Consider the following 23,301-nt stretch of genomic DNA (forward strand, 5'->3'; position numbering starts at 1 on the left):
TCAGAGGAGCAGGTTTCATGCCACATTCATCCCACACGCAGCAGACGAAGACTCACGAGGCGGCCGCCGGCTACAGTCCGCGGCTATGTAATGACGATCTGGCGCCGACCCGCGACCAGAACTGGAGCTGGTACAATATCTTTTCATTCTGGATGTCGGACGTGCACAGCATGGGCGGCTACGTAGTGGCGGCGAGCTTCTTTACGCTTGGGCTGGCCAGCTGGCAGGTTCTGCTCTGCCTGCTGGTGGGCATCTGTATTGTCCAGCTGTGCGCCAACCTGGTGGCGAAGCCGAGCCAGATGGCCGGGGTGCCTTACGCGGTGATTTGTCGTCAGGCGTTTGGCGTCTTCGGCGCCAATATCCCGGCGGTGATCCGCGGGCTGATCGCCTTTGCCTGGTACGGCATTCAGACCTATCTGGCGGCGAATGCCCTGATGCTGGTCCTGCTCAAGTTCTGGCCCTCCCTAGCCTCGCTGACCAGCAGCAGCTTTCTCGGGCTGTCGCCCCTCGGCTGGCTGTGCTTCGCCACTATGTGGCTGCTGCAGGCGATGGTGTTCTGGCATGGCATGAACGCCATCAAACGCTTTATCGATATCGCCGGTCCGGCGGTTTATGTGGTGATGCTGGCGCTGGCCGGCTGGATTGTATACAAGACCGGTCTGGATGGGATCTCCTTTACCCTCGCCAGCAAATCCCTGAGCGCCGGCGAGCAGACCTGGCAGATGATCACCGCCACGGCGCTGGTGGTCTCCTACTTCTCCGGGCCGCTGCTTAACTTCGGTGACTTTTCCCGCTACGGCAAAAGCATGGGCGAGATCCGCCGCGGTAACCGCTGGGGTCTGCCGTTTAACTTTCTGCTGTTCTCGGTGGTGACCGTGGTGATTGTCTCCGGCACCCAGTCGCTGTTCGGCAAAATGATCACCGACCCGATCGAAACCGTCAGCCGCGTGGGTAACGATCTGGCGGTGGCCATCGGCCTGCTGACCATGATCACCGCCACCATCGGCATCAATATCGTGGCTAACTTCGTCTCGCCGGCCTTCGATTTTTCCAACTGCGCCCCGCAGAAAATCAGCTTCCGTACCGGCGGGATGATTGCCGCGGTGGGCTCGATACTCCTGACGCCGTGGAACCTGTTTAACTCCCCGGAGCTGATCCACTATACCCTCGACGTGCTGGGCGCCTTTATTGGCCCGCTGTTTGGCATCCTGATCGCCGACTTCTACCTGATCAAACGCGGCCGGGTGTCAGTGGACGATCTGTTTGACGATACGCCGCAGGGTAAATACTGGTACCGCAACGGCTTTAACCCGAAAGCGATTGCCGCCCTGCTGCCGTCGGTGGGCCTGGGGCTGATTATCAGCTTTATTCCGGCCCTGCATGAAGTGGCGAACTTCAGCTGGTTTATCGGCGTCTTCCTCGGCGCCACCACCTACCGCTGGCTGGCTCGCGACGAGCGCGAAGTGCTGGCGAAAGCTGCCTTCCGCTCCGGCGCGGTGGCGCAAAAAGAGTAACCTTCCCCTTCTGCCGCGGCGTCTGGCCGCGGCAGGCTGCAAACTGGCACCAATCTTGCTCTTTATCACTATTCCCAGAGCGTTAAGAGAAGGCAGGTTCGATGATGGATTACCAGACCGCGGTGCGCGGTGCATTTTTTGATATCGCCGGCGTGGCAGAGACCCCGGATGAGGTGGCCGCCCAGGCCCGCTATCTCGATGATGGCCTGTTGTTCCTGCAGGAGGGGAAAATTATCGCCCTGCTGCCATGGCATGAGGGGGAAACCTTTCTGCATCCCCTGAAGGGCTATGTCGATCTGAGGGGTAAGCTGCTGCTGCCGGGGTTCGTTGATGCCCACGTTCACTATCCGCAGACCGAGATGATCGGCGCCTTTGGCGAACAGCTGCTGGAGTGGCTCACCACCTACACCTTCCCGGTGGAGAGCCAGTTTGCCGATGCGGAGTATGCCCAGGAGATAGCGCAGTTTTTTGTAAATCAGCTGATAAGCCATGGCACCACCACCGCGCTGGTGTTTTGTACCCTGCATCCGGCATCGGTGGAGGCGTTATTCAGCGAAGCGCTGCGCCTCAATATGCGCCTGATCGCCGGGAAAGTGATGATGGATCGCCATGTGCCCGACTACCTGTGCGAAACCGCCGGGGAGAGCTACGAGCAGACCCGGGCGTTGATCCGCCGCTGGCATCAGCGCGGCAGGCTGGGCTATGCCATCACCCCGCGCTTTGCCCCCACCTCGACCCCGGGGTTGCTGGAGGCGGTGCAGCGCCTGCGGGCCGAGTTTCCCGACACCTGGCTGCAGACGCATCTCAGTGAAAACCGGGAGGAGATCGCCTGGGTTAAACAGCTGTGGCCTGAGCATGCGCGCTATCTGGATGTCTATCATCACTATCAGCTCACCGGCGAACGCAGCGTCTTCGCTCACGGGATCCATCTCGATGATGCCGAGTGGCAGTGCCTGCATGACACCGGGTCCGCCGTCGCCTTCTGCCCGACGTCGAATCTGTTTCTCGGCAGCGGGCTGTTCCGCCTGCCCGCCTGCTGGCAGCACCAGGTGCGGATGGGCATCGGCAGCGACGTCGGAGCCGGGACCACCTTCAGCATGCTGCGGACGCTGGGCGAGGCCTACAAGGTAGGACAACTGCAGAGCTATCGCCTGCGCGCCAGCGAGGCCTTCTATCACGCCACCCTCGGCGGGGCGCGCGCCCTGCGGCTGGAGGAGAAAATTGGCAATTTCCAGCCGGGCAAAGAGGCGGATTTTGTGGTGATTGACCCGGCGGTCACCCCGCTGCAGCGCCTGCGCATAGGCCGCTGCCATGACATTTATGAGCAGCTGTTCGTGCTGATGACCCTGGGTGATGAACGCAATATCAGCGAGACGTGGGTGAATGGCGAGCGGGTGTGGTGTCAGGACTGACCCCTCAGCCAGTCCCACTTCCTGAAAAGAACGAGAAAACGCACCATACCTTGTTTGCCACCTTAACGCAGGCTAACCCACTACAGGCGGGGGCTTATTCAGGCGGCGCCATCTCTACTGCGCCGTCGCTCAGAGCTGTCAAAAGGCATGCGCGTCACCCGATTACGCCCGTCATTTTTTGCCGCATACAGCGCTTTATCGACGCGGGAAAACAGTTGATCAACCGTTTCGCCGTCATGATGTTCAGCCACGCCGATGCTGACGGTCACCGACAGCGTCTGGTATTCGCTAACCGCCTGGCGGATCCCCTCCGCCAGTATCAGCGCGTGGCCGATCGGCGAATGGGGCAAAAAAAGCAGAAACTCTTCTCCACCCCAGCGATAAATTTTATCTTCGCGGTCGACCGACGTTTCCAGAATACGAGAGAGCACCAGCAGGACCTCATCGCCTTTTTGATGGCCGTGAATATCATTAATGCTCTTGAAATGATCGATATCGATTAACAGCAGACAATAACCCCGGGGGATAAAAGTTGGCGCCTCAACCAGACGGTGAAACTCCCGGCGATTAAGCAAGCCGGTTAACGGATCGTGGGCGGCGGAAAATTCCAGCTCTTTTTTCAGATGCACTTCTTCGGTGATATCGTGAATGATGCATAGCATCAGTCGAATATTATACAGCACCACCGGCCCGGCATAAGTTTGGACATGACGTAGCGAGCCGTCAGCCAGAATATGCGTAAAATTAAGCGGTTTATGACCGCCAGGCAGATTGGCAATATTATTCATAATGGGGATGACGTCCCGGCCCAGGGTATTTATTTGCCAGGTATGTTTGGTGCGCATTTCCTCATCGGAATAATGATAAAAACGTAGCGCGGCAATATTGGCATCGACAATCCGGCCATCTTTATGAGGGTCGATCAACAGCATCGGCGCGGTATTGGTCATAAAAAAGCGAGCGAAAAAGCCATTGTTACGCCGCTGGTAGCGGCGGGAGCCGGTATGAATCGACTGATTTTGCGCCAGCAGCTTCACGGCTTCAAACAGCAGCAAGCAACCACAGTCTTCGGTATCAATCAGGGTGGTTTTGCAATACACCGACTGCAACCCATTGGCGGTGGGTAACGTCCAGACTTCGAATATCTCGCTCATGGTGTCGAGATAGCGAAGGTAGTGCTGCAGTTGCGTTTCCGGACAGGTGGAATAAATACCGTTACGCATCTCATTGAGCGACATCTCGCCGCTCAATGTCCGGGAAGCCTGATTGGCATAGACCACCCTTTCGTTAAAAGGATGAACTACCCATATCGGGGTGCTTAAGACCTCAAAAACAGCCAGCTCTTTTAATAACATACAGGCCCCAAACCGACCCACTGCCGGCGCGGAACGGCACTTAACGCTGTGCAGCCCCAACGCTGGTTTAAAGTGAAAGCAAAATAGACACCGAGAAACCGCAATTACGCGCGAGCGCGCCAAGTATAGTCGGTTATGCGCCCAGTAAAGCCCTCTGAGGGTGACTTTGCGCGCAGTTTAACCAACAGAAGCGATGCTGCCTTTAATAATAATTTTATTTCAACAGCATAGCAGCAATGCCAGAACGGGTAGTCGCTTTTGATCACAGAGTGTGCATCGCCAACAGGGGTTACCCGGCAGGCGCAGCGGCATAGGCCAGGGCGGACAGAGAGTCGCTTTTCTGCCCAGGCTAACCGTGATAGTTTCTATCATTACGCTCATTCATAGCGACAATTACCTTGAAAAAAATCGCCACTAAAATCACCCTTGCCGACATTGCGCGTGAAGCGCGCGTCGGCGTAGCCACCGTCGACCGGGTGCTCAATAAGCGCGCGGCGGTGAAAGAGTCCACGGCGCGGCGCGTGCTGGAGACCGCCCGCCGGCTGGGTTTTACCCTCGAGCAGCCCCACTATCGCCTGGCTGCCGGCAAAGCGCCGGTCACGATCAGAATGGGCTTTATCCTGCTGCAGGAGAGCCACTCCTTCTACCTGCCGTTGGCCCGGGCGCTGACGCGCGAGGCTGCCCCATGGCTACCGGCGGGCCAGGCGCCGGTGATACTGCATTTTGCCATCGATGCGGTGGAAGCGATGGCTCAGGCCATTCACCGACTCAGCGATGAAGTGGAGGTGCTCGGCCTGGTGGCGCTGGATCACCCGCTGATTCGCCACGCGGTGGCCCGGGCCGCCGCCCGCGGCGTGCGCGTGTTCACCCTGCTTTCCGATCTGTCGGTCCCCCAGCGCAGCGGGTATATCGGCCTCGATAATCATAAAGCCGGGCGCACCGCCGCCTGGTTTATCGAGCGCTTATGCCGGGGGAATGGCGAAATTGGCATTATCATTGGCGATAATCGTTTTACCTGCCAGGAAAGCTGTGAGATCAGCTTTCGCTCCTGCCTGCGAGAACAGGGCAAGGGGCAACAGATCCTTGAGCCGGTTCGCAGTCATGAACGGGCGGATATCGCCAGGACCGTGACGGAACAGATGCTGACTCAGTACCCGGCCCTGCAGGCGATCTACGCCCCCTGCGGCGGCGTCGAAGGGATCGTCGACGCGCTGCGCGACAGCGGCCGTCAGCAGGAGATCGCTCTGGTCTGCCACGGTCCGCTCAGCGACAGTGAACTGGCCCTGATCGATGGCACCATCGACATCATGCTTAACCACCGGCTGGATGAGTTTGCCGCCGTTACGCTGCGCGCCATGGCGGACGCCGCTTCACGCCCCCATAGCGAGGTTATTTCACTCCCTCAGCCTTTCGATATCATCACCAAAGAAAATATGTAAATTTCCGGCTCCGTCTCCAGCTGAGACGGGTATCGGGCGGACCGCGCCACATCTCGATTTGATAAAAAATTATCAAAAAATCCATCAATTAAAATCATGATGATTATCATAAAATCAAAATTCCATCATTGTTGATAATGAAATCTTTATTCAATACTCAGCGGCATCCCTTGTATGAAAAAGGAAGCCGACATGATACATCCTATCGCTAACGCCCCCTGCAGCTGGGGCGTCGATGACCCGAAAAACCCTAACCTCCCTGCCTGGGCTACCGTGCTGAAGGAGGCGGCGCAGGCTGGCTATCGCAGCATTGAGCTCGGCCCCTGGGGTTATCTCCCCAGCGATCCGGCCAGCCTGCGCGCGGCGCTGGAGCAGCATCAGCTGTCGCTGGTCGCCGGCACGATCTTTGACGATCTGGTGAGCGAGGCCCATTTCCCCACCCTGGTGGCGCTGACCCATCAAATCTGCCGCAATCTGTCGCAGGTAGCCGCTGCCGAACCGATCCCGGGCCGCCCTTTCCAGCCGCCCTATCTGGTGATTATCGACTTCGGCAACCCCGAACGGGCGCGCTTTGCCGGGCGCGGCGCGCTGGCTCCGCGCCTCAATGACAAAGACTGGCAGCGCATGATGGAGCACATTATCGCCCTTAGCACCCTCGCCTGGCAGGAGTACGGTGTGCGGGCGGTTATCCATCCGCACGCCGGGGGCAGCATTGAATTCGCGGATGAGATCGAACGGCTGGCCAACGATATCCCGCACGACGTCGCCGGGTTGTGTCTGGACACCGGACATCTCTATTACGCCGGGATGGATCCGCTCGACTGGCTGGATCGCTATTACCACCGCCTGGACTATCTGCACTTCAAGGATGTCGACCCGCAGGTTTATCAGCGCGCTATCCATGAGGGTATTGACTTCTTCACTGCCTGCGCCGAAGGGGTGATGTGCCCGCTCGGCAGCGGCGCCATTGACTATCCGGCTATCAAAGACTTTCTTGCCCGCCGGGGGTATCAGGGCTGGATAACCATTGAACAAGAGCGCGACCCGCGCCATGCCGCAGGCAGCCTGCAGGCGGTCACGGAAAGTCTGCGCTATCTGCGCGACGTCGGATTCTGACAGGAGGCACGACATGATTAACGGTTTAAAACCTCTCGACCGCACCCTGCGCTGGGGCATGGTCGGCGGCGGCGGCAGCAGCCAGATCGGCTATATTCACCGCTCTGCAGCGCTGCGCGATAACACCTTCACGCTGCTGGCCGGCGCCTTTGATATTGATGCCGAGCGCGGACGCCAGTTCGGCCAACAGCTGGGGGTGGATCCCGACCGCTGTTACGCCGACTATCAAAGCCTGTTCCGCAGCGAGGCTGCCCGGCCTGACGGCATTCAGGCGGTGTCAGTTGCCACGCCAAATAACACCCACTATGCCATCTGCCGGGCCGCGCTGGAGGCCGGGCTGCACGTGGTGTGCGAAAAGCCGCTGTGCTTCAGCAGCGAGGAAGCTGACGAGCTGGTGGCGCTCAGCCAGCGGCGGCGCAAGATTATCGGGGTGACCTACGGCTATGCCGGCCACCAGCTGATCCTGCAGGCCCGGCAGATGATCGCCGACGGGCTGCTGGGCGATATCCGTATCGTTAATATGCAGTTTGCCCACGGTTTTCACGCCCAGCCGGTGGAACAGGAAAATGCCAGTACCCGCTGGCGGGTCGATCCCCGCTTCGTCGGCCCCAGCTATGTGCTGGGCGACCTGGCCACCCATCCGCTGTTTCTGGTCGAAACCATGGCCCCGCAGCTGAAGATCACCCGGCTGATGTGCGCCAGGCAAAGCTTCGTCAAAAGCCGCGCGCCGCTGGAAGATAACGCCCATGTACTGATGGAGTATGGCAACGGGGCCATCGGCTCACTGTGGAGCTCCGCCGTCAACTGCGGTTCGATGCACGGGCAAAAGGTGCGAATCATCGGTGAAAAAGCCAGTCTCGAATGGTGGGATGAACAGCCCAACCAGCTACGCTACGAAATCCAGGGCGAACCCGTGCGCATCCTCGAGCGCGGTATGGACTATCTCGATCCGCTGGCGCGTCAGGATGATCGCATCGGCGGCGGCCATCCCGAGGGACTGTTTGAGGCATGGTCGAATCTCTATCGCCGCTTCGCCATCGCCATGGATGCCGCCGACCGTCGCGACGAGGCGCTGCTGGCCGACTTCTGGTACCCGGACGCCCGCGCCGGGGCGTTCGGCGTCCGCTGGGTGGAAAACTGCGTGCGTTCTGCCGACAACGGCGCCTGCTGGGTCGACTTCCGCTAACTCGCCGGCTCAGGGCGTTCGTCCTGAGCCTTTACAGCTATTTTTCTGTCCGCGCCAGCTGGGTTTTATCCGCCTCATGGGCGCGATCCGCCAGCCCCTGGAACGCTCCGGCGCCATAGTATTGCGCGGGAACCGGCAGCGCCTGCATATCGTGCCCTGGATAGATCTGCAGTTCGCCGAGGTCGCGTAAGCGGAATCCCCCGACCTGCTCCGGCATGGTCAGGCGATACGGCGGCATGGTTTCGAATGGGACCGGCGTCGGCAGCCGGTTTTCCTGTAGATCGTAGTTACGCTTCAGTACCAGAAACTTATCCGGCACCCGCCGGTGACTATTCCACCAGTCGCCGTCGATCTGCTGAAACATCGCTTCCGTCTCTCCGCGCGTAGCCACCAGCAGCCGGGTCAGCACTTGTTTCAGCGCCGCATCCATGGCCTGGTTATAATCCTCCAGCGAACCGCCGTGGCCGCTGAGGATGACATTAATCGCCAGCCTCGCGCCCAGTAAATTGGAGTAGAGATCCTCGGGCGAAAAAGCGGAAATCTCTTCGGAAAACCCGGGGACCGACTGGAAGCCATACCACTGGGCGATCTCATGCCACTGGGCGATTTCGAAGGCCAGATGCCCGGCGAGCCAGGCCGCCAGCTGATAGCGCTGCCTGACGCCCGCCGGCGGCGTAAAGGCATTCAGCTGCACGCGGCGCACGCCCAGTTCTTCACTGTAGAAGATCCGCCCCGCCTGGCCCAGCGTCGGCGCAATACGATTGAACAGATAAAAGGTGTTGTCCGCCGTATCGCGCACATGGGCGATATCAATAAACCCGCCGCGGCGGGTATAGATAAGCCCGTTCTGCTCCTCGCTGAGCCCCAGCAGATTTTTCACCGCACCGAACGCGCTGTCGTTGTAATGGTGCTTACCCAGCGTACCCAGAGTCAACACATTACCGATCTGGTACATCGGGATCGGAATGCCCGCCGCGCGCACGTGCAGGTCGTAACCAAAAGCGCAGCACGGTCGCAGCGACTCCGGCGGCGGCAGCTCACCGAGGGTGGGCGCCGTATGGATCGCCGTCACGGCGGGTAGCACCGGATCCTGCGCCAGCGCCGGCAGCGCCAGCGCGAATAATAGCCAGAAGGCTTTACGCATCAACAGCCTCTCCACAGCAATAAAAGTGCGCGCATCTTACCGGCAGATAGCGCCTGCGGTTTTAGTTAAAAACGGTATTCAGCGCCGACAACGAAACTATTGCGCGCGGAAAAGCGCTGGCTATCCCCCATTACCATCATCCTGCGGCAAGGTGGCGCGGTGATTGTATTCAAAAGGTGAATGTCGTATAACATAGCGCTACCGAGGGGTGTCCCGTGAGGGCTGAGATGGCGTAAGCCGAACCCTTTGAACCTGATCTGGGTCATGCCAGCGAAGGGACGGGTCGGCAATTTTGCCAGCATTACCGCCATTGCCTGTTCACACCCCTGCACGCCCGGAGCTCCCCTGAATAAATGGAGGTCCTGTGATCGTTCCCGCTTTTAGCCAAGGTCTTTACGGCCGTTTACGCCAGCTGGCCGCCGCTGACTGGCAGCGCTATGTGGCGCATCCTTTCGTCCAGCAACTTGCCTCTGGGACGCTGGCGGAAAACGCCTTTCGTCGCTATCTGACCCAGGATTATCTGTTTCTGATTCACTTTGCCCGCAGCTACGCGCTGCTGGTGAGTAAACTGCGCACGCTGCCGGAGATGCGGGCCGCGGCCGCCTCGATGAATGCCATCCTCAACGAACTGCCGCTGCACGTCGGTTACTGCGCTCAGTGGGGCATTAGCGAGCAGGAGATGGCTACCCAGCCTGAAGCGCCGGAAACCATTAACTATACCCGCTACGTGCTGGATATTGGCCACTCGGGTGACGCGCTGGATCTGCTGGTCGCCCTGATGCCCTGCGTCGCGGGCTACGCCGAAATCGGTCTCAGCCTGCTGCAACATCCCGCCACCCGACTGGACGATAACCCCTACGCCTCATGGATCCGCAACTATGGCGATGAAGGCTATCTGCAGGGCGTCAGCGCCGCGCTGGCGCTGTTGGAAACGGTGTGGCAGCAGCGCGGGAGCGAGGCGCGAATCACTGAGCTGAGCGAGATTTTCACCACCGCCACCCGCCTTGAGGCGCAGTTCTGGCAGATGGGCCTCAACGCCGCGGCGGAGACCCGGGCGTGACGGCGCCGGGTATTGAGGTCCGTGGCCTGAGCCTGCATGTCGGCGACCGTCGGCTGTTCGACAACCTGTCGTTTACGGTCCCCGGCGGGCAGTGGGTGTCGCTGCTCGGCGCCAGCGGCGCCGGCAAAACCAGCCTGCTGCGGGTGATGGCCGGTCTGGCGCCCGCCACCCGCGGAGAAGTGGTCGCCAGCGATGGGCAACCGATTCAGGGCCGTCTGGCGTGGATGGGGCAGAAAGATCTGCTCTACCCCTGGCTGAGCGTTAGGGACAACGTCGCCCTCGGCGCGCGGCTGCGCGGTGAAAAAGTCGATCGTGCCCGGGTCGCCGCCCTGCTTGAACAGGTTGAGCTTTCATCCTGCGCCGACGCCCGCCCGGCGACTCTCTCCGGCGGCATGCGTCAGCGCGCCGCGCTGGCGCGCACGCTGTATGAGGATTGCCCCATCGTGCTGATGGATGAGCCTTTCTCGGCGCTGGATACCCTCACCCGTACGCGCATTCAGACCCTGGCGGCCACCCTGCTGGCCGGTCGCACGGTGGTGCTTATCACCCACGATCCGCAGGAGGCCTGCCGGTTGAGCCACCGCCTGCTGGTCCTCTCGGCGGCCGACGGCGACATTGATGATAGCCATCACCTCGCCGGCACACCTCCGCGCGCGCCGGACGCGCCCGATCTCCTGATCGGCCAGGCCGCCCTGCTGCAGCAGCTGATGAGGGCCCAACCATGACTGGACGTCTCTGGCGCGGCGGCATGGTATTCGGCGGGCTGATGCTCCTCTGGGGTCTGGCCAGCCGCAGCGGCATTCCCCATTTTCTTTTACCGTCCCCGCTGGCGGTCGCCGAGGCGCTATGGGTTAATCGCGCCTATCTCGGCTGGCATACGCTTATCACGCTCAGTGAGATCCTGAGCGGCCTGGCGCTGGGCGTAACGCTCGGCGTCACCCTGGCGCTGGGCATGATCCTCTCCCCCCGTCTGCAGCGCTGGCTGATGCCGCTGGTGCTCACCAGTCAGGCGATCCCGGTCTTTGCCCTCGCCCCGCTGCTGGTGCTGTGGCTGGGCTTTGGCATGAGCGCCAAAGTGGCGATGGCGGTGCTGGTGATTTTCTTTCCGGTGACTTCCGCCTTTTTTGATGGCTTGCGGCGGGTCAACCAGGAGTATCTCGATCTGGCGCGCAGCATGAATGCCTCCTTCGGCGCTCAACTGCGACATGTCCGCCTGATGGCCGCCCTGCCGGCGCTGGGCTCTGGCCTGCGCATGGCGGCTGCGGTGGCGCCCATTGGCGCGATCATCGGCGAATGGGTCGGCTCCGCCGAGGGGCTGGGCTACGTCATGCTCAACGCCAATGCGCGACTGCAAACCGATATCTGCTTCGCCGCGCTGTTTATTTTAGTACTACTGACCCTCCTGCTGTGGCTGGCGGTAGATACCCTGCTACACCGGCTGATCGACTGGTCGCCGGAATAAGAATGACGTAATAAAGGAAAACAGATGAAAAAGTCGCTATTCGCCGGGGCAACCTTGACCGCCCTGTTCAGCGGCCACGCGCTGGCCAATGAACCGCTGACGCTGGTGCTGGACTGGTACATTAATCCCGACCATGCGCCGATTATGGTGGCCGAGCAGATCGGCGCCTTTAAGGCCCAGGGGCTGGACGTCAGGATTATCCCCCCTTCCGATCCCGCGCTGCCTCCGCGCATGGTGGCCGCCCGTCAAGCGGATCTGGCCATCACCTACCAGCCGCAGGTGCACTTTTTTGCTGACGAAGGGTTACCGCTGGTGCGTGTAGGGACACTGATTAATTCGCCGCTGAATACGGTTATCGCCCTGGATAAGCAGATCAAAACCCCGGCAGATCTGCAAGGCAAGAAGGTGGGCTACTCGGTCAGCGGCATTGAGCAGGCCACCCTGGCGACCATGGCGCAACATGCAGGGATCGATCCGGCCAGCATCAAACTGGTGAACGTCAATTTCCAGCTGACCAGCGCCCTGCTGGCCGGCCAGGTGGACGCGGTTATCGGCGGCTATCGTAATATAGAAGCGCAGGAGCTGAAGCTGCAGGGCAAAACGCCGGTGGTGATGAACGTCGAAGATTACGGCGTGCCGGCCTATGACGAGCTGGTGATTGTCGCCCATCGCGACGCAATTCATGAGGCGAAGATCCGTAAATTCCTCACCGCCCTGCAGGCGGGAGTGGGCTATCTGCGCGCCCATCCGCAGAAGAGCTGGGAGGCGTTCGCCGCCGCCCACCCGGATCTTAGGACCGAACTCAACCACCAGGCGTGGTTGCAAACCGTGCCCCTGTTCGCCACCGATCCGGCAGCGCTGGATAAAGCGCGCTACGAGACTTACGAACAGTTTTTATATAACAATAAGTTGGTGAAAAAAGTTACACCTTTAACAAATTATGCGGTGCAACTGCATTGAGTCTTGCTATCGCTGACGGAAGGCATTCCGTCAGCGCTTTAACGTAGCGGCAATAAAAATATAGAGACTTTCTCACTAATAATTACACTTTAAAGGGTTATAGTGACAGAGCGTTGTTCTATTATAATTCAGCAAGTTACGTTAATTTTGCCCCTGGTAAGAATAACGTCAAAATAGCGCAATCAATAAAACGTTGAATGCGGATTTAAAAAGCCATATATTGTGCGCGCTTTATGAATGCCAATTCAATTTCTTACACCAATTATTCAACCAGCGTTCAACCGCAATGCTGGTTGTGGGAGTGATATGATGACGGATAAAGTCCGTATTGATACTTTACGTGCCGATTTATTAGACGCAAACAACGAAACCTTTTTGGCCCGTCAGGCCGAATTCGAATCGAATGTCAGGAGTTACCCGCGTAAGCTGCCGCTGGCTATCACTAAAGCCGAAGGCGTGTGGCTGACGGATGCGGATAACAAACAGTACCTGGACTGCCTCGCGGGCGCCGGTACTCTCGCTCTGGGCCACAACCACCCTGATGTATTGCAGAGCATCCAAAGTGTCATTACCAGCGGCTTGCCGTTACATACTCTCGATCTTACCACCCCGTTAAAAGATCGCTTCTCCGAATACCTGCTCTCTTGCCTGCCGGGCGAAGGGAAAGAATATTGCCTGCAGTTCACCGGCCCGTCCGGCGCTGACGCCGTGGAAGCCGCGCTGAAGCTGGCGAAAAAATATACCGGTCGTACCGCGGTGATCAGCTTCTCCGGCGGCTATCACGGGATGACCCACGGCGCGCTGTCCGTCACCGGCAACCTGTCGCCGAAAGCGGCGGTTAACGGCATGATGCCGGAAGTCCAGTTCATGCCTTACCCGCACCTGTATCGTTGCCCGCTGGGCATCGGCGGCGAAGCCGGCGTGAAGGCCCTGACCTACTACTTCGAAAACCTGATCAACGACGTGGAGAGCGGCGTCCGTAAACCGGCGGCGGTGATCCTTGAAGCCGTTCAGGGCGAAGGCGGTGTGAACCCGGCGCCGGTCGAGTGGCTGCAGCGCATCCGCAAAGTGACCGAAGAGCACGGCATTCTGCTGATCGTCGATGAAGTGCAGGCCGGCTTTGCCCGTACCGGTAAATTCTTCGCCTTCGAGCACGCCGGTATTCAGCCGGACATCATCGTGATGTCGAAAGCGGTTGGCGGCGGGCTGCCGCTGGCGGTGCTGGGCATTAAAAAGCAGTTCGACGCCTGGGAACCGGGTCACCACACCGGCACCTTCCGCGGTAACCAGCTGGCGATGGCCACCGGCCTGACCACCCTGCGTCATCTGCGCGACAACAAGATCGCCGACAAAGTCGCCGCCCAGGGCGAGTGGCTGAAAGGTAAACTGGCCGAGCTGCAGAAACGCTACCCGGTGATTGGCCACGTTCGCGGTCTCGGTCTGATGATCGGTATCGAAATCGTCAAGCCGAACGAAGCGCAGGATCACATGGGCTGCTACCCGGCTGACGGCGAACTCTCTGCCCTGCTGCAGAAGAAATGCTTCGAAGCGGGCCTGATCCTCGAGCGTGGCGGTCGTCACGGCTGCGTGCTGCGCCTGCTGCCGTCCCTGCTGATCAGCGACGCGGAGCTGGACGTGTTCCTCGACAAATTTGAACAGGCCCTGCTGGCCGCCGGCGTAAAACCGGTCTGAGTGGAGTAAGTGACCGCCATGTCCACATTGAATCCGATTCTTGCTGGTTCAGCGCAGAGCGTTGAAGCCTATCAGCAGGTTATCGAGCAGACCAGCCAGGCCGTTGTGCAGTGGCTGAAGCAACCTGAGATGTATCAGGGGAAAAGCGTTGACGAGCTGCGTGAGCGTATCTCCCTTGAATTTAACGAACAGGGTTTGGGTAACCAGGCGGCGATTGATCGTGCGATCGAGTACTTCCTGAAAGACAGCCTGTCGGTGCATCACCCGCAGTGCGTGGCGCACCTGCACTGCCCGAGCCTGGTGATTAGCCAGGCGGCGGAAGTGCTGATTAACGCCACCAACCAGAGCATGGACTCCTGGGATCAGAGCCCGTCGGCAACCATTATCGAGATGAAGCTGATCGAATGGCTGCGCGCCCGGGTCGGTTTTCCGGCGGGCGACGCCGGCGTCTTCACCAGCGGCGGCACCCAGAGCAACCTGATGGGCCTGATGCTGGCGCGCGACGCCTTCTTCGCCCGTCAGGGCCACTCCATCCAGCAGGATGGGCTGCCGGGGGATATCCGCAAGTACAAAGTCTTGTGCTCGGAAAACGCCCACTTCTCGGTGCAGAAGAACATGGCGCTGATGGGCCTCGGCTACCGCTCGGTAACGCTGGTGAAAACCGACGAATTCGCGCGGATGGACGTGTCCGACCTGCAGGCGAAGATTGCGCAAGCGCAGGCTAACGGCGAGCAGATCATGGCGATCGTCGCCACCGCCGGCACCACCGACGCGGGCGCTATCGACCCGCTGCGCGACATCGCCGGTATCGCCGCGGAACATCAGATCTGGCTGCACGTTGACGCAGCCTGGGGCGGCGCCCTGCTGCTGTCTGAGCAGTATCGCGACTACCTTGACGGTCTGGAGCTGGTGGATTCCGTTACCCTGGACTTCCATAAGCAGTTCTTCCAGACCATCAGCTGCGGCGCATTCCTGCTGAAGGACGCGCGCCATTACGAGCTGATGCGTTATCAGGCGGCCTATCTGAACTCCGAGTTCGATGAAGAAAACGGCGTACCGAACCTGGTGTCTAAGTCGCTGCAGACCACCCGTCGCTTCGATGCGCTGAAGCTGTGGATGGGTCTGGAAGCGCTGGGCCAGAAACAGTATGCGGCGATCATCGATCACGGCGTCACGATGGCGAAAAACGTGGCGGAGTACGTGAAGTCGCAGCCGACGCTGGAGCTGGTGATGCAGCCGCAGCTGGCGAGCGTGCTGTTCCGTTCCCGACCGGCGCAGATGGCCGGGAGCGACGCGGCGGCTATCGCGCTGCTCAACCAGCGCGTCGGCGACGCCCTGCTGGCCTCCGGCCGCGCTAACGTCGGCGTAACCGAGCACAACGGCGTTACCTGCCTGAAGCTGACCCTGCTGAACCCGGTGGTGACGCTGGATGACGTGAAGGTTCTGCTGAACCTGGTGGAGCGCACCGCTCAGGAGCTGCTGGCGCAATAACCTGCCTTAGCGAGGCGGCGCCTGCCGCCCCGCTGTCAGCCTTGCCTGCAATAAGCCGATAATGTCCTTATCGGCTTTTTTTTTATTTCTTTCCGCACCGCTAATGCTCTCTTCGCAAGGCCCGTTGACCCCTGCCTCTCGCGATGCCACAGTAATATCCCGAAAATAACAACGTTCAGGATAAACGTCCTGAAAATGGGGATAATGATGGAGAAACGCTTACCAGGGCTGGATCTCGACGCCCTGCGCAGCTTTGTGACCGGCATGGAGTGCGGCAGTTTCGCCCAGGCATCGCTGCGCCTGTCGCGTTCCACTTCGGCCGTCAGCGCCCAGCTTAAAAAGCTGGAGAGCCAGTGCGGTGCGGCGCTGGTGACCAAACAGGGGCGCCATCTGGTGCTCACCGCGGAAGGCGAAAAGCTGATGAGCTACGCCAGACGCCTGCTGGCGCTCAATGATGAAACCCTGCGCGCGCTGCAGGGTGAGCGGCTCACCGGCGAGATCCACCTTGGTATGCAGGAAGATTTTGGCGAATCGCTGATGCCGGGGATCCTCGGGCAATTTAAACGGCATCATCCGCAGGTGCGGATAGTCGCCAGGGTGGATCGCAATGGTCCGCTGCGCCAGGCGCTGGCGGAAGAGGCGCTGGATCTGGCGCTGCTGTGGCAAACCGAAGATCAGGGTCCCGGGCTGGGCCTCTGCCCGCTGGCGTGGATTGCGCATCCTGACCTGGATATTCGCGCTCTGCTGGTCTCCGGCGAGCCGCTGCCGCTGGTGATGTTCGACAGCCCGTGCCTGATGCGCTCCCGCGCCATTGCCTGTCTCGATGCCGCGGGGATCCCTTGGCAGGTGGTGTTCGTCAGCCACAGCCTGAGCGGCATTTGGGCGGCGGTGCAGGCCGGGCTGGGCCTGACGATACGCACCCGCATCGGCATGCCAGGCAACCTGCGCCCCGCAGGAGGACTCCTGCCAGCGCCAGGAAGTCTGGCCGTCAGCCTGCGACAAACCCCGCGTGAGGAACACCATTCCGCCGCCGTGGCGCTGCTCGGCGAACTGATGACCGAGGCCCTGCAGGGATGGCTCGAAAGGTGACAGTGTCACACCATTTCCATTCATCCTCACCCTCTCCCTGAAGGGAGAGGGAACCGTTCGGCAGCATCTGTTACCCCACTCCACATTCTGTCTCCCGTGCAAGCGCAGCCCAGCCCAGCACCGTTCCCGCTTCAATGCCCGGTGGCGGCTGCACCTTACCGGGCCTACACGCGGCTCCGTAACGATGTAGGCCGGGCAAGCGCAGCGCCGCCCGGCAATGGGCACAAGAGATGAACGGAACCATCCGGCAGTCACCGGCAATGGGCATCCGCGCCTCTCCCGCTTCAATGCCCGCCTTACCGGGCCTACATTCTCCCTGCGCGCTCATGTAGGCCGGGCAAGCGCAGCGCCGCCCGGCATCAGGTATAAGGGCTGGAGGGTTCCGTCCGCCAGACGCCTGCGCCGCGGGTCAGGCTTTGCTCTCCTGCAGCAGCTGCTGGATCACCTGCTCCTGGCGGGCATAATCCCCTTCGCCGAATGCGGTATAGCGCAGCTGTCCGCGAGCGTCGAAAATGTAATGCGCAGGCCAGTACTGATTGCCGAAGGCGTTCCAGATGGCGTACTCATTATCCGCCACCACCGGGTAGGTTATCCGCCAGTCCTTCACCGCCTGGCGCAGCAGGGGCAACGAACGCTCCCAGGGATATTCCGGGGTATGAACGCCAATCACCACCAGGCCCGCCGCGCGGTATTTGTTCGCCCAGTCGCGCACGTAAGGCAGGGTATGCTGACAGTTGATACACTCCCGGGTCCAGAAATCCACCAGCACCACTTTGCCCTTCAGACGCTCCGGAGTTAACGCCGGGCTGTTGATCCATGCGCTGCCCCCCGCCAGAGAGGGCATCGCGCTGCTGGGCTGCGGCGCGGCGATCGGCTGGAGGCTGGTCTTTTGCTCCGGCTGCGGCAGACGGGCGGCCAGCCGCTGCTCCAGCGCCTGGCTCAGTCCACCAGCGCTTTGCAGATAGCGATCGCCGCCGCTGGCGATCAGCGCCACCGAGGCCAGCATTGCCCCCCCTGCCAACCGGCGCAGCCGTTCGCCGAACGCCTGTCCGCGACGCAATCTGGCGATCAACGCCGCCCCGCACCACCCCAGCAGGAATAACATCAGCGCCCCGCCGCTGCCGTAGGCCAGCAGCAAGCCGCCGGTAGTCGCCTGCCCCGGATGCACAAAGCCCAGGCTAAGTATCGCCCCCAATACCGGCCCGGCGCACGGCGCCCACAGCAGGCCCACCGCCAGCCCGGCCAGCAGAGAACCGATCCAGCCGCGCTGGCGTGAACTGGCGTCGTTAAGCTGATTCCCCAACGCTACCAGGGGTGAGGTCAGCCGTTGCGCGACGCGTTGCGAAAGCAGACTCAGCCCGACCAGGGCGAAGAACGCCAGCGCCAGACCGCGGCCTGCGAGGGTCAGATTCACCACCCAGCCGCTGGCGACCGTCACCAGCCAGGAGACAGCGCCGAACATCAGCGCCATTCCTGCCAGCATGATCGCCAGCTGCCCCCGGCGGCCCCGGACGCTGGCGAACAGCAGCGGGATCACCGGCAGCGTACAGGGGCTCAGCAGGGTTAACATTCCGCCCAAAAATGCAATTAATATCGACATCGCCTTCTCCTCATTATGCCGTCGCTGCCGAGAGTGGCAGCCACGACATTACAGCAAGGCCATGTAAGGCGAATGTGTCGGGAAAGGGGGAGAATTGTCGGCTTAGTTATCCGTCTTCCCCGGAGATACATCAGGATACAATCCCGCCGCGGCAAGGCGAACGCTGGCGTCCAGGCCGCCCTGCGGGCGGTTGGCCAGGCGCAGCGCGCCGTCCATCTGGCTGACCAGCTGCGCGGCGATCGCCAGCCCCAGGCCGGTGCCGCCGGTATCGCGATTGCGCGAGTCCTCCAGGCGATAAAACGGCTGTAGCACCTCCTGCAGCGACGCCTCCGGGATCCCCGGCCCCTCATCCAGCACATGAAGGGTGATATCCCCCACGGCGTCACGGGTCAGGGTTACCGTGGCCGTCGTACCGAATTTCAAGGCGTTATCGATAAGATTGGTCATCACCCGGCGCAGAGCCTGCGGCGGGACCCACACCACCCCGGCGGTCTCTTCGGGACAAAACTGGACCGGCCGGCCGACATCGGCATAATCGCAGACGATAGTGTCGAGAAACGCATCGAGATTCAGCCGCTGTCGCGCCTCCTCCAGCGGCTGCGAGGTGCGGGCGAAGGCGATGCCCTCCCGCACCAGACGGGTCATATTGTCGAGATCCTGCAGTAGCTTATCGCGCAGTTCCGGCTGGTCGGCCATCTCCACCCGCAGCTTCATTCGGGTTATCGGGGTTTGCAGATCGTGGGAGATGGCGGCAAGGATCCGCGCTCGCTCCTGCAGATGATCGTGGATGCGCGCCTGCATCGCGTTAAACGCGCGGGCGGCGCGACGCACCTCCTCCGGCCCCTGCTCGGCCATAGTTCCCGCCGTGTCGCTGGCCGGCTCCAGGGCATTTACCGCGTGGGTAAAGCGGGAGATGGGCAGCAATACCTGGCGAACCGCGTACCAGGCGCAGGCCAGCAGGAGGACAAACTGAGCGATCAGCACCACCGGCAGCCAGCGGGCGATGGCCGGTAGTTTCGGCCACAGGTCGAGGGTCAACGGCGCGCCGTCGTGAAGGGTAATATGGGCCTGAATATGCTGCCGCGGGCCGGGGATCGCCACAATACTTACCGGATACTGCGCGCTCAGCGCCTCCTGCAGGGAGCGCGCTGCGTCCCGGGCGCGCCAGCTGTCCGGGTAATCGCCGCGCTCCCCGGCGTCCAGCAGATAGCGATAATTGCCGCGCGCCAGCTTCGGCAGCCATTGTGGGCGCTCAGCGGCCGGCAGGCGGTCAAGGATCGCCACGCTGGTGGCGACATCGGAAGCCAGATTGCCCAGCATCACGCTGCGAGCGCTGCTCATACGCTCATAAAACAGCAGCGACAGGGTTAAGGTATTCGCCAGCAGCAGCGCCAGAAACAGCAGCGCCATCAGCCTCGACTGCAGCGAGGCGGGCCAGAACCTCATTCATGCCTCTCGCGAATGGAGACCGGTACCGACAGCACATAGCCTTCGCTGCGCACCGTTTTAATGTAGGCCGGCTCGCGAGCATCCTCCCGTAGCCGTTGGCGCAGTCGGCTCACCAGCAGGTCAATCGACCGCTCAAACAGTTCCGCGTCGCGTCCCTGGGTCAGATTGAGCAGCTGATCGCGGTTCAGCACCCGCTGGGGATGGTCGAGAAACACCCGCAGCAGCCGATACTCCGCCCCGCTGAGGGCGACAATCGCCCCGCTGTCGTCAAGCAAATGGCGAGCGGCAGTGTCGAGCAGCCAGTCGCCAAAGGCGATCAGCCTGCCCGCCTCGGTGATCTGCAGGTTCGGCGGCAGCGCCCGGGTGCGGCGTAAAATGGCTTTGATGCGCGCCAGCAGTTCGCGGGCCACAAAGGGCTTAATCAGATAATCGTCAGCCCCCATTTCCAGGCCGAGGATCCGGTCGCTGTCATCGGTGCGGGCGGTGAGCATCAGCACCGGGATATCCTGCTGCGGGTTAGCGCGCAGCTGGCGACAGAGCGTTAAGCCATCCTCGCCCGGCATCATAATATCCAGCACAATCAGGTCAATTTGATGGTTTTTGAGTACCGACCACATGGCTTTGCCGTTCGCCGCGCCGCTGGCGCGATATCCCGATTTTTCCAGATAGTCGACAATCAGTTCCCGGATGTCGCGGTCGTCGTCGACGACCAGGATGTGGTCAATACGCTCCAAAGGTTGCTCCTGCGGCAAAATAAACTCTTCACAAGCATAAGCCGTGTTGCCGGAAGCGCAACGTCGCGCCGCCGGCAAGGCGCGGGTTACAAACGATCGGCGTCCACCACCGCCTGCACAAACGCCGTCGGATCCTCCTGCGGCGGGTTATGGCCCACCGCTCCCGGCAGATCCCGGTGCTCATATTTACCGGTAAATTTGGCACGGTAGCTGGCGGGAGCCGGATGCGGCGCGCCGTTATTCGCCCCTTCCAGGGTGATGGTGGGCACGGTTATCGGCGGTAGCGCCGCCAGCCGTTGTTCATAGCCGGCATACTTCGCTTCCCCTTTCTCCAGCCCCAGGCGCCAGCGGTAGTTGCTGATGGTGATCGCCACATGGTCCGGGTTATCCAGCGCCCGGGCGGTTTTGGCAAAGGTCGCGTCGCTGAATTGCCACTGCGGCGACGCCTGATGCCAGATAAATTTCGCAAAGTCGTGGGTGTTTTGCCGGTAACCGGCCTCCCCACGCGGGGTGGCAAAATAGAATTGATACCACCACGACAGCTCAGCCTGCGGCGGCAGCGGTTTTTCGCCAATCTGCTGACTGCTGATCAGATACCCGCTCACCGAGACCAGGGATTTCACCCGCTGCGGCCACAGCGCGGCGACGATATCCGCCGTGCGCGCGCCCCAGTCAAAACCGGCCAGATCCGCCTGCCTGATGTTAAGGGCGTCCATCAGATGGACAATATCGGCCGCCATCGCCGACGGCTGACCGTTACGCGGCGTGCTGGCGGAGAGGAAACGGGTCGTGCCGTAGCCACGCAGATACGGCACGATCACCCGGTAACCCTTCTGCGCTAGAGCCGGCGCCACCTGGGCATAGCTCTGAATGTCGTAGGGCCAGCCGTGCAGCAGGATCACCGGCTGGCCGTCGCGCGGGCCGATATCCACGTAGCCAATATTCAGGTCGCCGGCGCGGATCTGCTGGATCTTGTCGAACGCCCCCGCGTCTTCAGCGGCGCAAACGGCGGCGGACCACAGGGTGGATAACCCCAGCGCCACGGCGCTGGTATAGCGGATCAGGGATAATCTGTTCATCGTTTTCTCACCTTTTATCGTCATCAAGAGAGTACGTGACCAGTAAAACGGAAATTTGTATCCGCCATGTGCCCGACCGGGGCCATTTTTATCTCTTAATGTCAGCGCTGCGCCGCGAGATACAGTGTGATACAAAGTCGAGGTTGGCAATTGTTGCGGGCATGTGAATTTATGCTTGCCCCGGGAGATAAATCCGTTACCGTGGCAGGCATTTTTCACCACTTAAGAACGCAGGAACCCGCTATGGCGATTTTTGATGGTCACAATGACCTGCTGCTGAATCTCTGGCTTCACCATCGCGAGGATCCGGTGAGCGCCTTCTTTGCCGGGATTGAGAACGGCCATCTCGACTATCCGCGCATGCTGCAAGGCGGATTTGCCGGCGGGCTATTCGCGCTATTCGTGCCACCGCAGGAATATATTGCCCGTATGACGCCGCAATACGCCAGCCAACGATGGGATCCGATCGATATCCTCTGGCAGCAACTGGCCATCTTGAAGCAACTTATCGCCCACTCCGCTGGACGCTTGAGATTGTGTCTGAGCGCGGCGGATATCGAACGCTGCCGCGAGGATAAGGTACTGGCGATGGTGGCGCATATTGAGGGTGCCGGAGGTTTTGATGGCGAGGGCCGCGACCTGCAGGCCTTTTATGCCGCCGGGGTCCGCAGCATTGGTCCGTTCTGGAACATTGCGAACCGCTTCGGCAGCGGCGTTAACGGTTCGTTTCCCGGTAGCCCGGACACTGGGCCTGGACTGACTGCGTCAGGTATCGATCTGATTAAGCAGGCCAATGCCTTGAAGATGCAGATTGACGTGTCTCATATGAATGAAAAAGCGTTCTGGGATACCGCCCATCACTCAACGTCACCGCTGGTGGCCACCCACTCCAATGCCCACGCCCTGTGCCCGCAGCCGCGCAATCTGACCGACCAGCAACTGCGGGCGATCCGCGACAGCGGCGGCGTGGTGGGCGTCAATTTCGGCAATGCTTTCCTGCGCGCCGACGGCCGGCGCGATAGCGACACGCCCTTAACCACCATTGTCCGGCATATCGACTATCTTATTAACATAATGGGTGAGGATCATGTGGCCCTTGGCTCGGATTTTGACGGCATCACCCTGCCGGACGAGCTGGGCGATGTGGCCGGCTTACCGCGGCTTATCAATACCTTGCGCGCTAGCGGCTATGATCAATTGGTGCTGGATAAGCTGCTGTGGCGGAACTGGCTACGGGTATTAAAAAATGTTTGGCAACAATAGGTTATATTGTAAACATAAAGTTAATTCCTTACAGATTCCGGGTTGATCTCTCTCCCGGTGAAGCGCAATATGCGGCAGCCATCACAGATCCACCATTATCCGTGAGGCCTGTAGTCATTTTTAAGAGGAACAAAACATGTGGAAGAAACCTGCTTTTATCGATTTACGTCTCGGTCTGGAAGTGACGCTGTACATTTCTAACCGTTAATCGCCCCGCCCGCCGTTCGCGCGGGCACCTTCATTCATTACCCGGTCC

Annotated in this window: 21 protein-coding genes and 1 riboswitch; of the genes, 14 read left to right on the forward strand and 7 right to left on the reverse strand. The window is 60.6% G+C overall.

Translation table 11 applies throughout. The features are described 5' to 3' along the window. The first annotated feature begins 17 nt into the window (after positions 1–17). Together KHQ26_RS04060 and guaD are read left to right on the forward strand one after the other, a co-directional pair. Complete coding sequence (locus KHQ26_RS04060; protein WP_016946785.1) at positions 18–1,514, forward strand: NCS1 family nucleobase:cation symporter-1; 1,497 nt, start codon at positions 18–20, stop codon at positions 1,512–1,514. A gap of 101 nt (positions 1,515–1,615) precedes the next feature. Beyond that, a complete protein-coding gene (guaD, locus tag KHQ26_RS04065) occupies positions 1,616–2,926 on the forward strand; it encodes a guanine deaminase (protein ID WP_016946784.1) in 1,311 nt (436 codons plus the stop codon). A 98-nt stretch (positions 2,927–3,024) separates the two neighbouring features. Here the strand turns inward: guaD and KHQ26_RS04070 are convergent, their stop codons facing one another. Then, a complete protein-coding gene (locus KHQ26_RS04070) occupies positions 3,025–4,281 on the reverse strand; it encodes a sensor domain-containing diguanylate cyclase (RefSeq protein WP_004884412.1) in 1,257 nt (418 codons plus the stop codon). Positions 4,282–4,679: 398 nt separating this feature from the next. Here KHQ26_RS04070 and KHQ26_RS04075 point away from each other — a divergent pair, with 398 nt between their 5' ends. The 3 genes from KHQ26_RS04075 (at position 4,680) to KHQ26_RS04085 (ending at position 8,022) form a co-directional block, all read left to right on the forward strand. Then, positions 4,680–5,720: a LacI family DNA-binding transcriptional regulator gene (locus KHQ26_RS04075; RefSeq protein ID WP_016946783.1), complete on the forward strand. Its 1,041-nt coding sequence runs from the start codon at positions 4,680–4,682 to the stop codon at positions 5,718–5,720. A 192-nt stretch (positions 5,721–5,912) separates the two neighbouring features. Beyond that, a complete protein-coding gene (locus KHQ26_RS04080; RefSeq protein ID WP_016946782.1) occupies positions 5,913–6,836 on the forward strand; it encodes a TIM barrel protein in 924 nt (307 codons plus the stop codon). Between the two features lie 13 nt (positions 6,837–6,849). Then, positions 6,850–8,022 carry a Gfo/Idh/MocA family protein gene (locus KHQ26_RS04085; RefSeq protein WP_032410324.1) on the forward strand — a complete coding sequence of 391 codons (1,173 nt, stop codon included), beginning with the start codon at positions 6,850–6,852 and terminating at the stop codon, positions 8,020–8,022. A 37-nt stretch (positions 8,023–8,059) separates the two neighbouring features. On the opposite strand, the gene KHQ26_RS04090 is transcribed toward KHQ26_RS04085, so the two are convergent. After that, a complete protein-coding gene (locus KHQ26_RS04090) occupies positions 8,060–9,166 on the reverse strand; it encodes a DUF4056 domain-containing protein (RefSeq protein ID WP_002905531.1) in 1,107 nt (368 codons plus the stop codon). Positions 9,167–9,231: 65 nt separating this feature from the next. Next, positions 9,232–9,360: a hypothetical protein gene (locus KHQ26_RS04095; RefSeq protein WP_160512513.1), complete on the reverse strand. Its 129-nt coding sequence runs from the start codon at positions 9,358–9,360 to the stop codon at positions 9,232–9,234. Next, positions 9,361–9,462: riboswitch (TPP riboswitch) on the forward strand. A 68-nt stretch (positions 9,463–9,530) separates the two neighbouring features. Here KHQ26_RS04095 and tenA point away from each other — a divergent pair. From tenA to KHQ26_RS04130, 7 genes are all read left to right on the forward strand, one after another. After that, complete coding sequence (gene tenA / locus KHQ26_RS04100; RefSeq protein ID WP_016946781.1) at positions 9,531–10,226, forward strand: thiaminase II; 696 nt, start codon at positions 9,531–9,533, stop codon at positions 10,224–10,226. After that, complete coding sequence (locus tag KHQ26_RS04105; protein ID WP_004189949.1) at positions 10,223–10,951, forward strand: ABC transporter ATP-binding protein; 729 nt, start codon at positions 10,223–10,225, stop codon at positions 10,949–10,951. Before tenA ends, KHQ26_RS04105 begins: the two co-directional genes overlap by 4 nt. After that, positions 10,948–11,688, forward strand: coding sequence for an ABC transporter permease (locus KHQ26_RS04110; RefSeq protein WP_004180004.1), 741 nt, complete (start codon positions 10,948–10,950; stop codon positions 11,686–11,688). Before KHQ26_RS04105 ends, KHQ26_RS04110 begins: the two co-directional genes overlap by 4 nt. Positions 11,689–11,712: 24 nt before the next feature. Further along, positions 11,713–12,648, forward strand: a complete 936-nt coding sequence (locus KHQ26_RS04115) for an ABC transporter substrate-binding protein (protein ID WP_016946780.1) — start codon at positions 11,713–11,715, stop codon at positions 12,646–12,648. Positions 12,649–12,954: 306 nt separating this feature from the next. After that, positions 12,955–14,340, forward strand: coding sequence for a diaminobutyrate--2-oxoglutarate transaminase (locus KHQ26_RS04120; RefSeq protein ID WP_002905540.1), 1,386 nt, complete (start codon positions 12,955–12,957; stop codon positions 14,338–14,340). A gap of 9 nt (positions 14,341–14,349) precedes the next feature. Continuing rightward, positions 14,350–15,831 carry a pyridoxal phosphate-dependent decarboxylase family protein gene (locus tag KHQ26_RS04125; RefSeq protein ID WP_020803489.1) on the forward strand — a complete coding sequence of 494 codons (1,482 nt, stop codon included), beginning with the start codon at positions 14,350–14,352 and terminating at the stop codon, positions 15,829–15,831. A 195-nt stretch (positions 15,832–16,026) separates the two neighbouring features. Further along, positions 16,027–16,920 carry a LysR substrate-binding domain-containing protein gene (locus tag KHQ26_RS04130; protein WP_020803471.1) on the forward strand — a complete coding sequence of 298 codons (894 nt, stop codon included), beginning with the start codon at positions 16,027–16,029 and terminating at the stop codon, positions 16,918–16,920. 409 nt (positions 16,921–17,329) lie between these two features. On the opposite strand, the gene KHQ26_RS04135 is transcribed toward KHQ26_RS04130, so the two are convergent. The 4 genes from KHQ26_RS04135 to KHQ26_RS04150 form a co-directional block, all read right to left on the reverse strand. Beyond that, positions 17,330–18,520, reverse strand: a complete 1,191-nt coding sequence (locus tag KHQ26_RS04135) for a cytochrome c biogenesis protein/redoxin (RefSeq protein WP_004184155.1) — start codon at positions 18,518–18,520, stop codon at positions 17,330–17,332. A 102-nt stretch (positions 18,521–18,622) separates the two neighbouring features. After that, the gene (locus KHQ26_RS04140) at positions 18,623–19,966 is read right to left on the reverse strand and encodes an ATP-binding protein (protein ID WP_016946777.1); all 1,344 of its coding nucleotides are present in this window, start codon (positions 19,964–19,966) and stop codon (positions 18,623–18,625) included. Further along, on the reverse strand, positions 19,963–20,703 hold the full coding sequence (locus KHQ26_RS04145; RefSeq protein ID WP_004180014.1) for a response regulator: 741 nt from the start codon (positions 20,701–20,703) through the stop codon (positions 19,963–19,965). Before KHQ26_RS04145 ends, KHQ26_RS04140 begins: the two co-directional genes overlap by 4 nt. A gap of 86 nt (positions 20,704–20,789) precedes the next feature. After that, positions 20,790–21,782 carry an alpha/beta fold hydrolase gene (locus KHQ26_RS04150; protein WP_004180015.1) on the reverse strand — a complete coding sequence of 331 codons (993 nt, stop codon included), beginning with the start codon at positions 21,780–21,782 and terminating at the stop codon, positions 20,790–20,792. A gap of 243 nt (positions 21,783–22,025) precedes the next feature. Here KHQ26_RS04150 and KHQ26_RS04155 point away from each other — a divergent pair, with 243 nt between their 5' ends. Both KHQ26_RS04155 and pqqA read left to right on the forward strand, forming a co-directional pair. Further along, positions 22,026–23,045, forward strand: a complete 1,020-nt coding sequence (locus tag KHQ26_RS04155) for a dipeptidase (RefSeq protein WP_004151888.1) — start codon at positions 22,026–22,028, stop codon at positions 23,043–23,045. A gap of 136 nt (positions 23,046–23,181) precedes the next feature. Beyond that, positions 23,182–23,253: a pyrroloquinoline quinone precursor peptide PqqA gene (gene pqqA / locus KHQ26_RS04160; RefSeq protein ID WP_002905689.1), complete on the forward strand. Its 72-nt coding sequence runs from the start codon at positions 23,182–23,184 to the stop codon at positions 23,251–23,253. Positions 23,254–23,301 lie beyond the last annotated feature (48 nt).

This window comes from Klebsiella sp. 10 (assembly GCF_018223925.1).
Taxonomy (GTDB): Bacteria; Pseudomonadota; Gammaproteobacteria; order Enterobacterales; family Enterobacteriaceae; genus Klebsiella; species Klebsiella pneumoniae.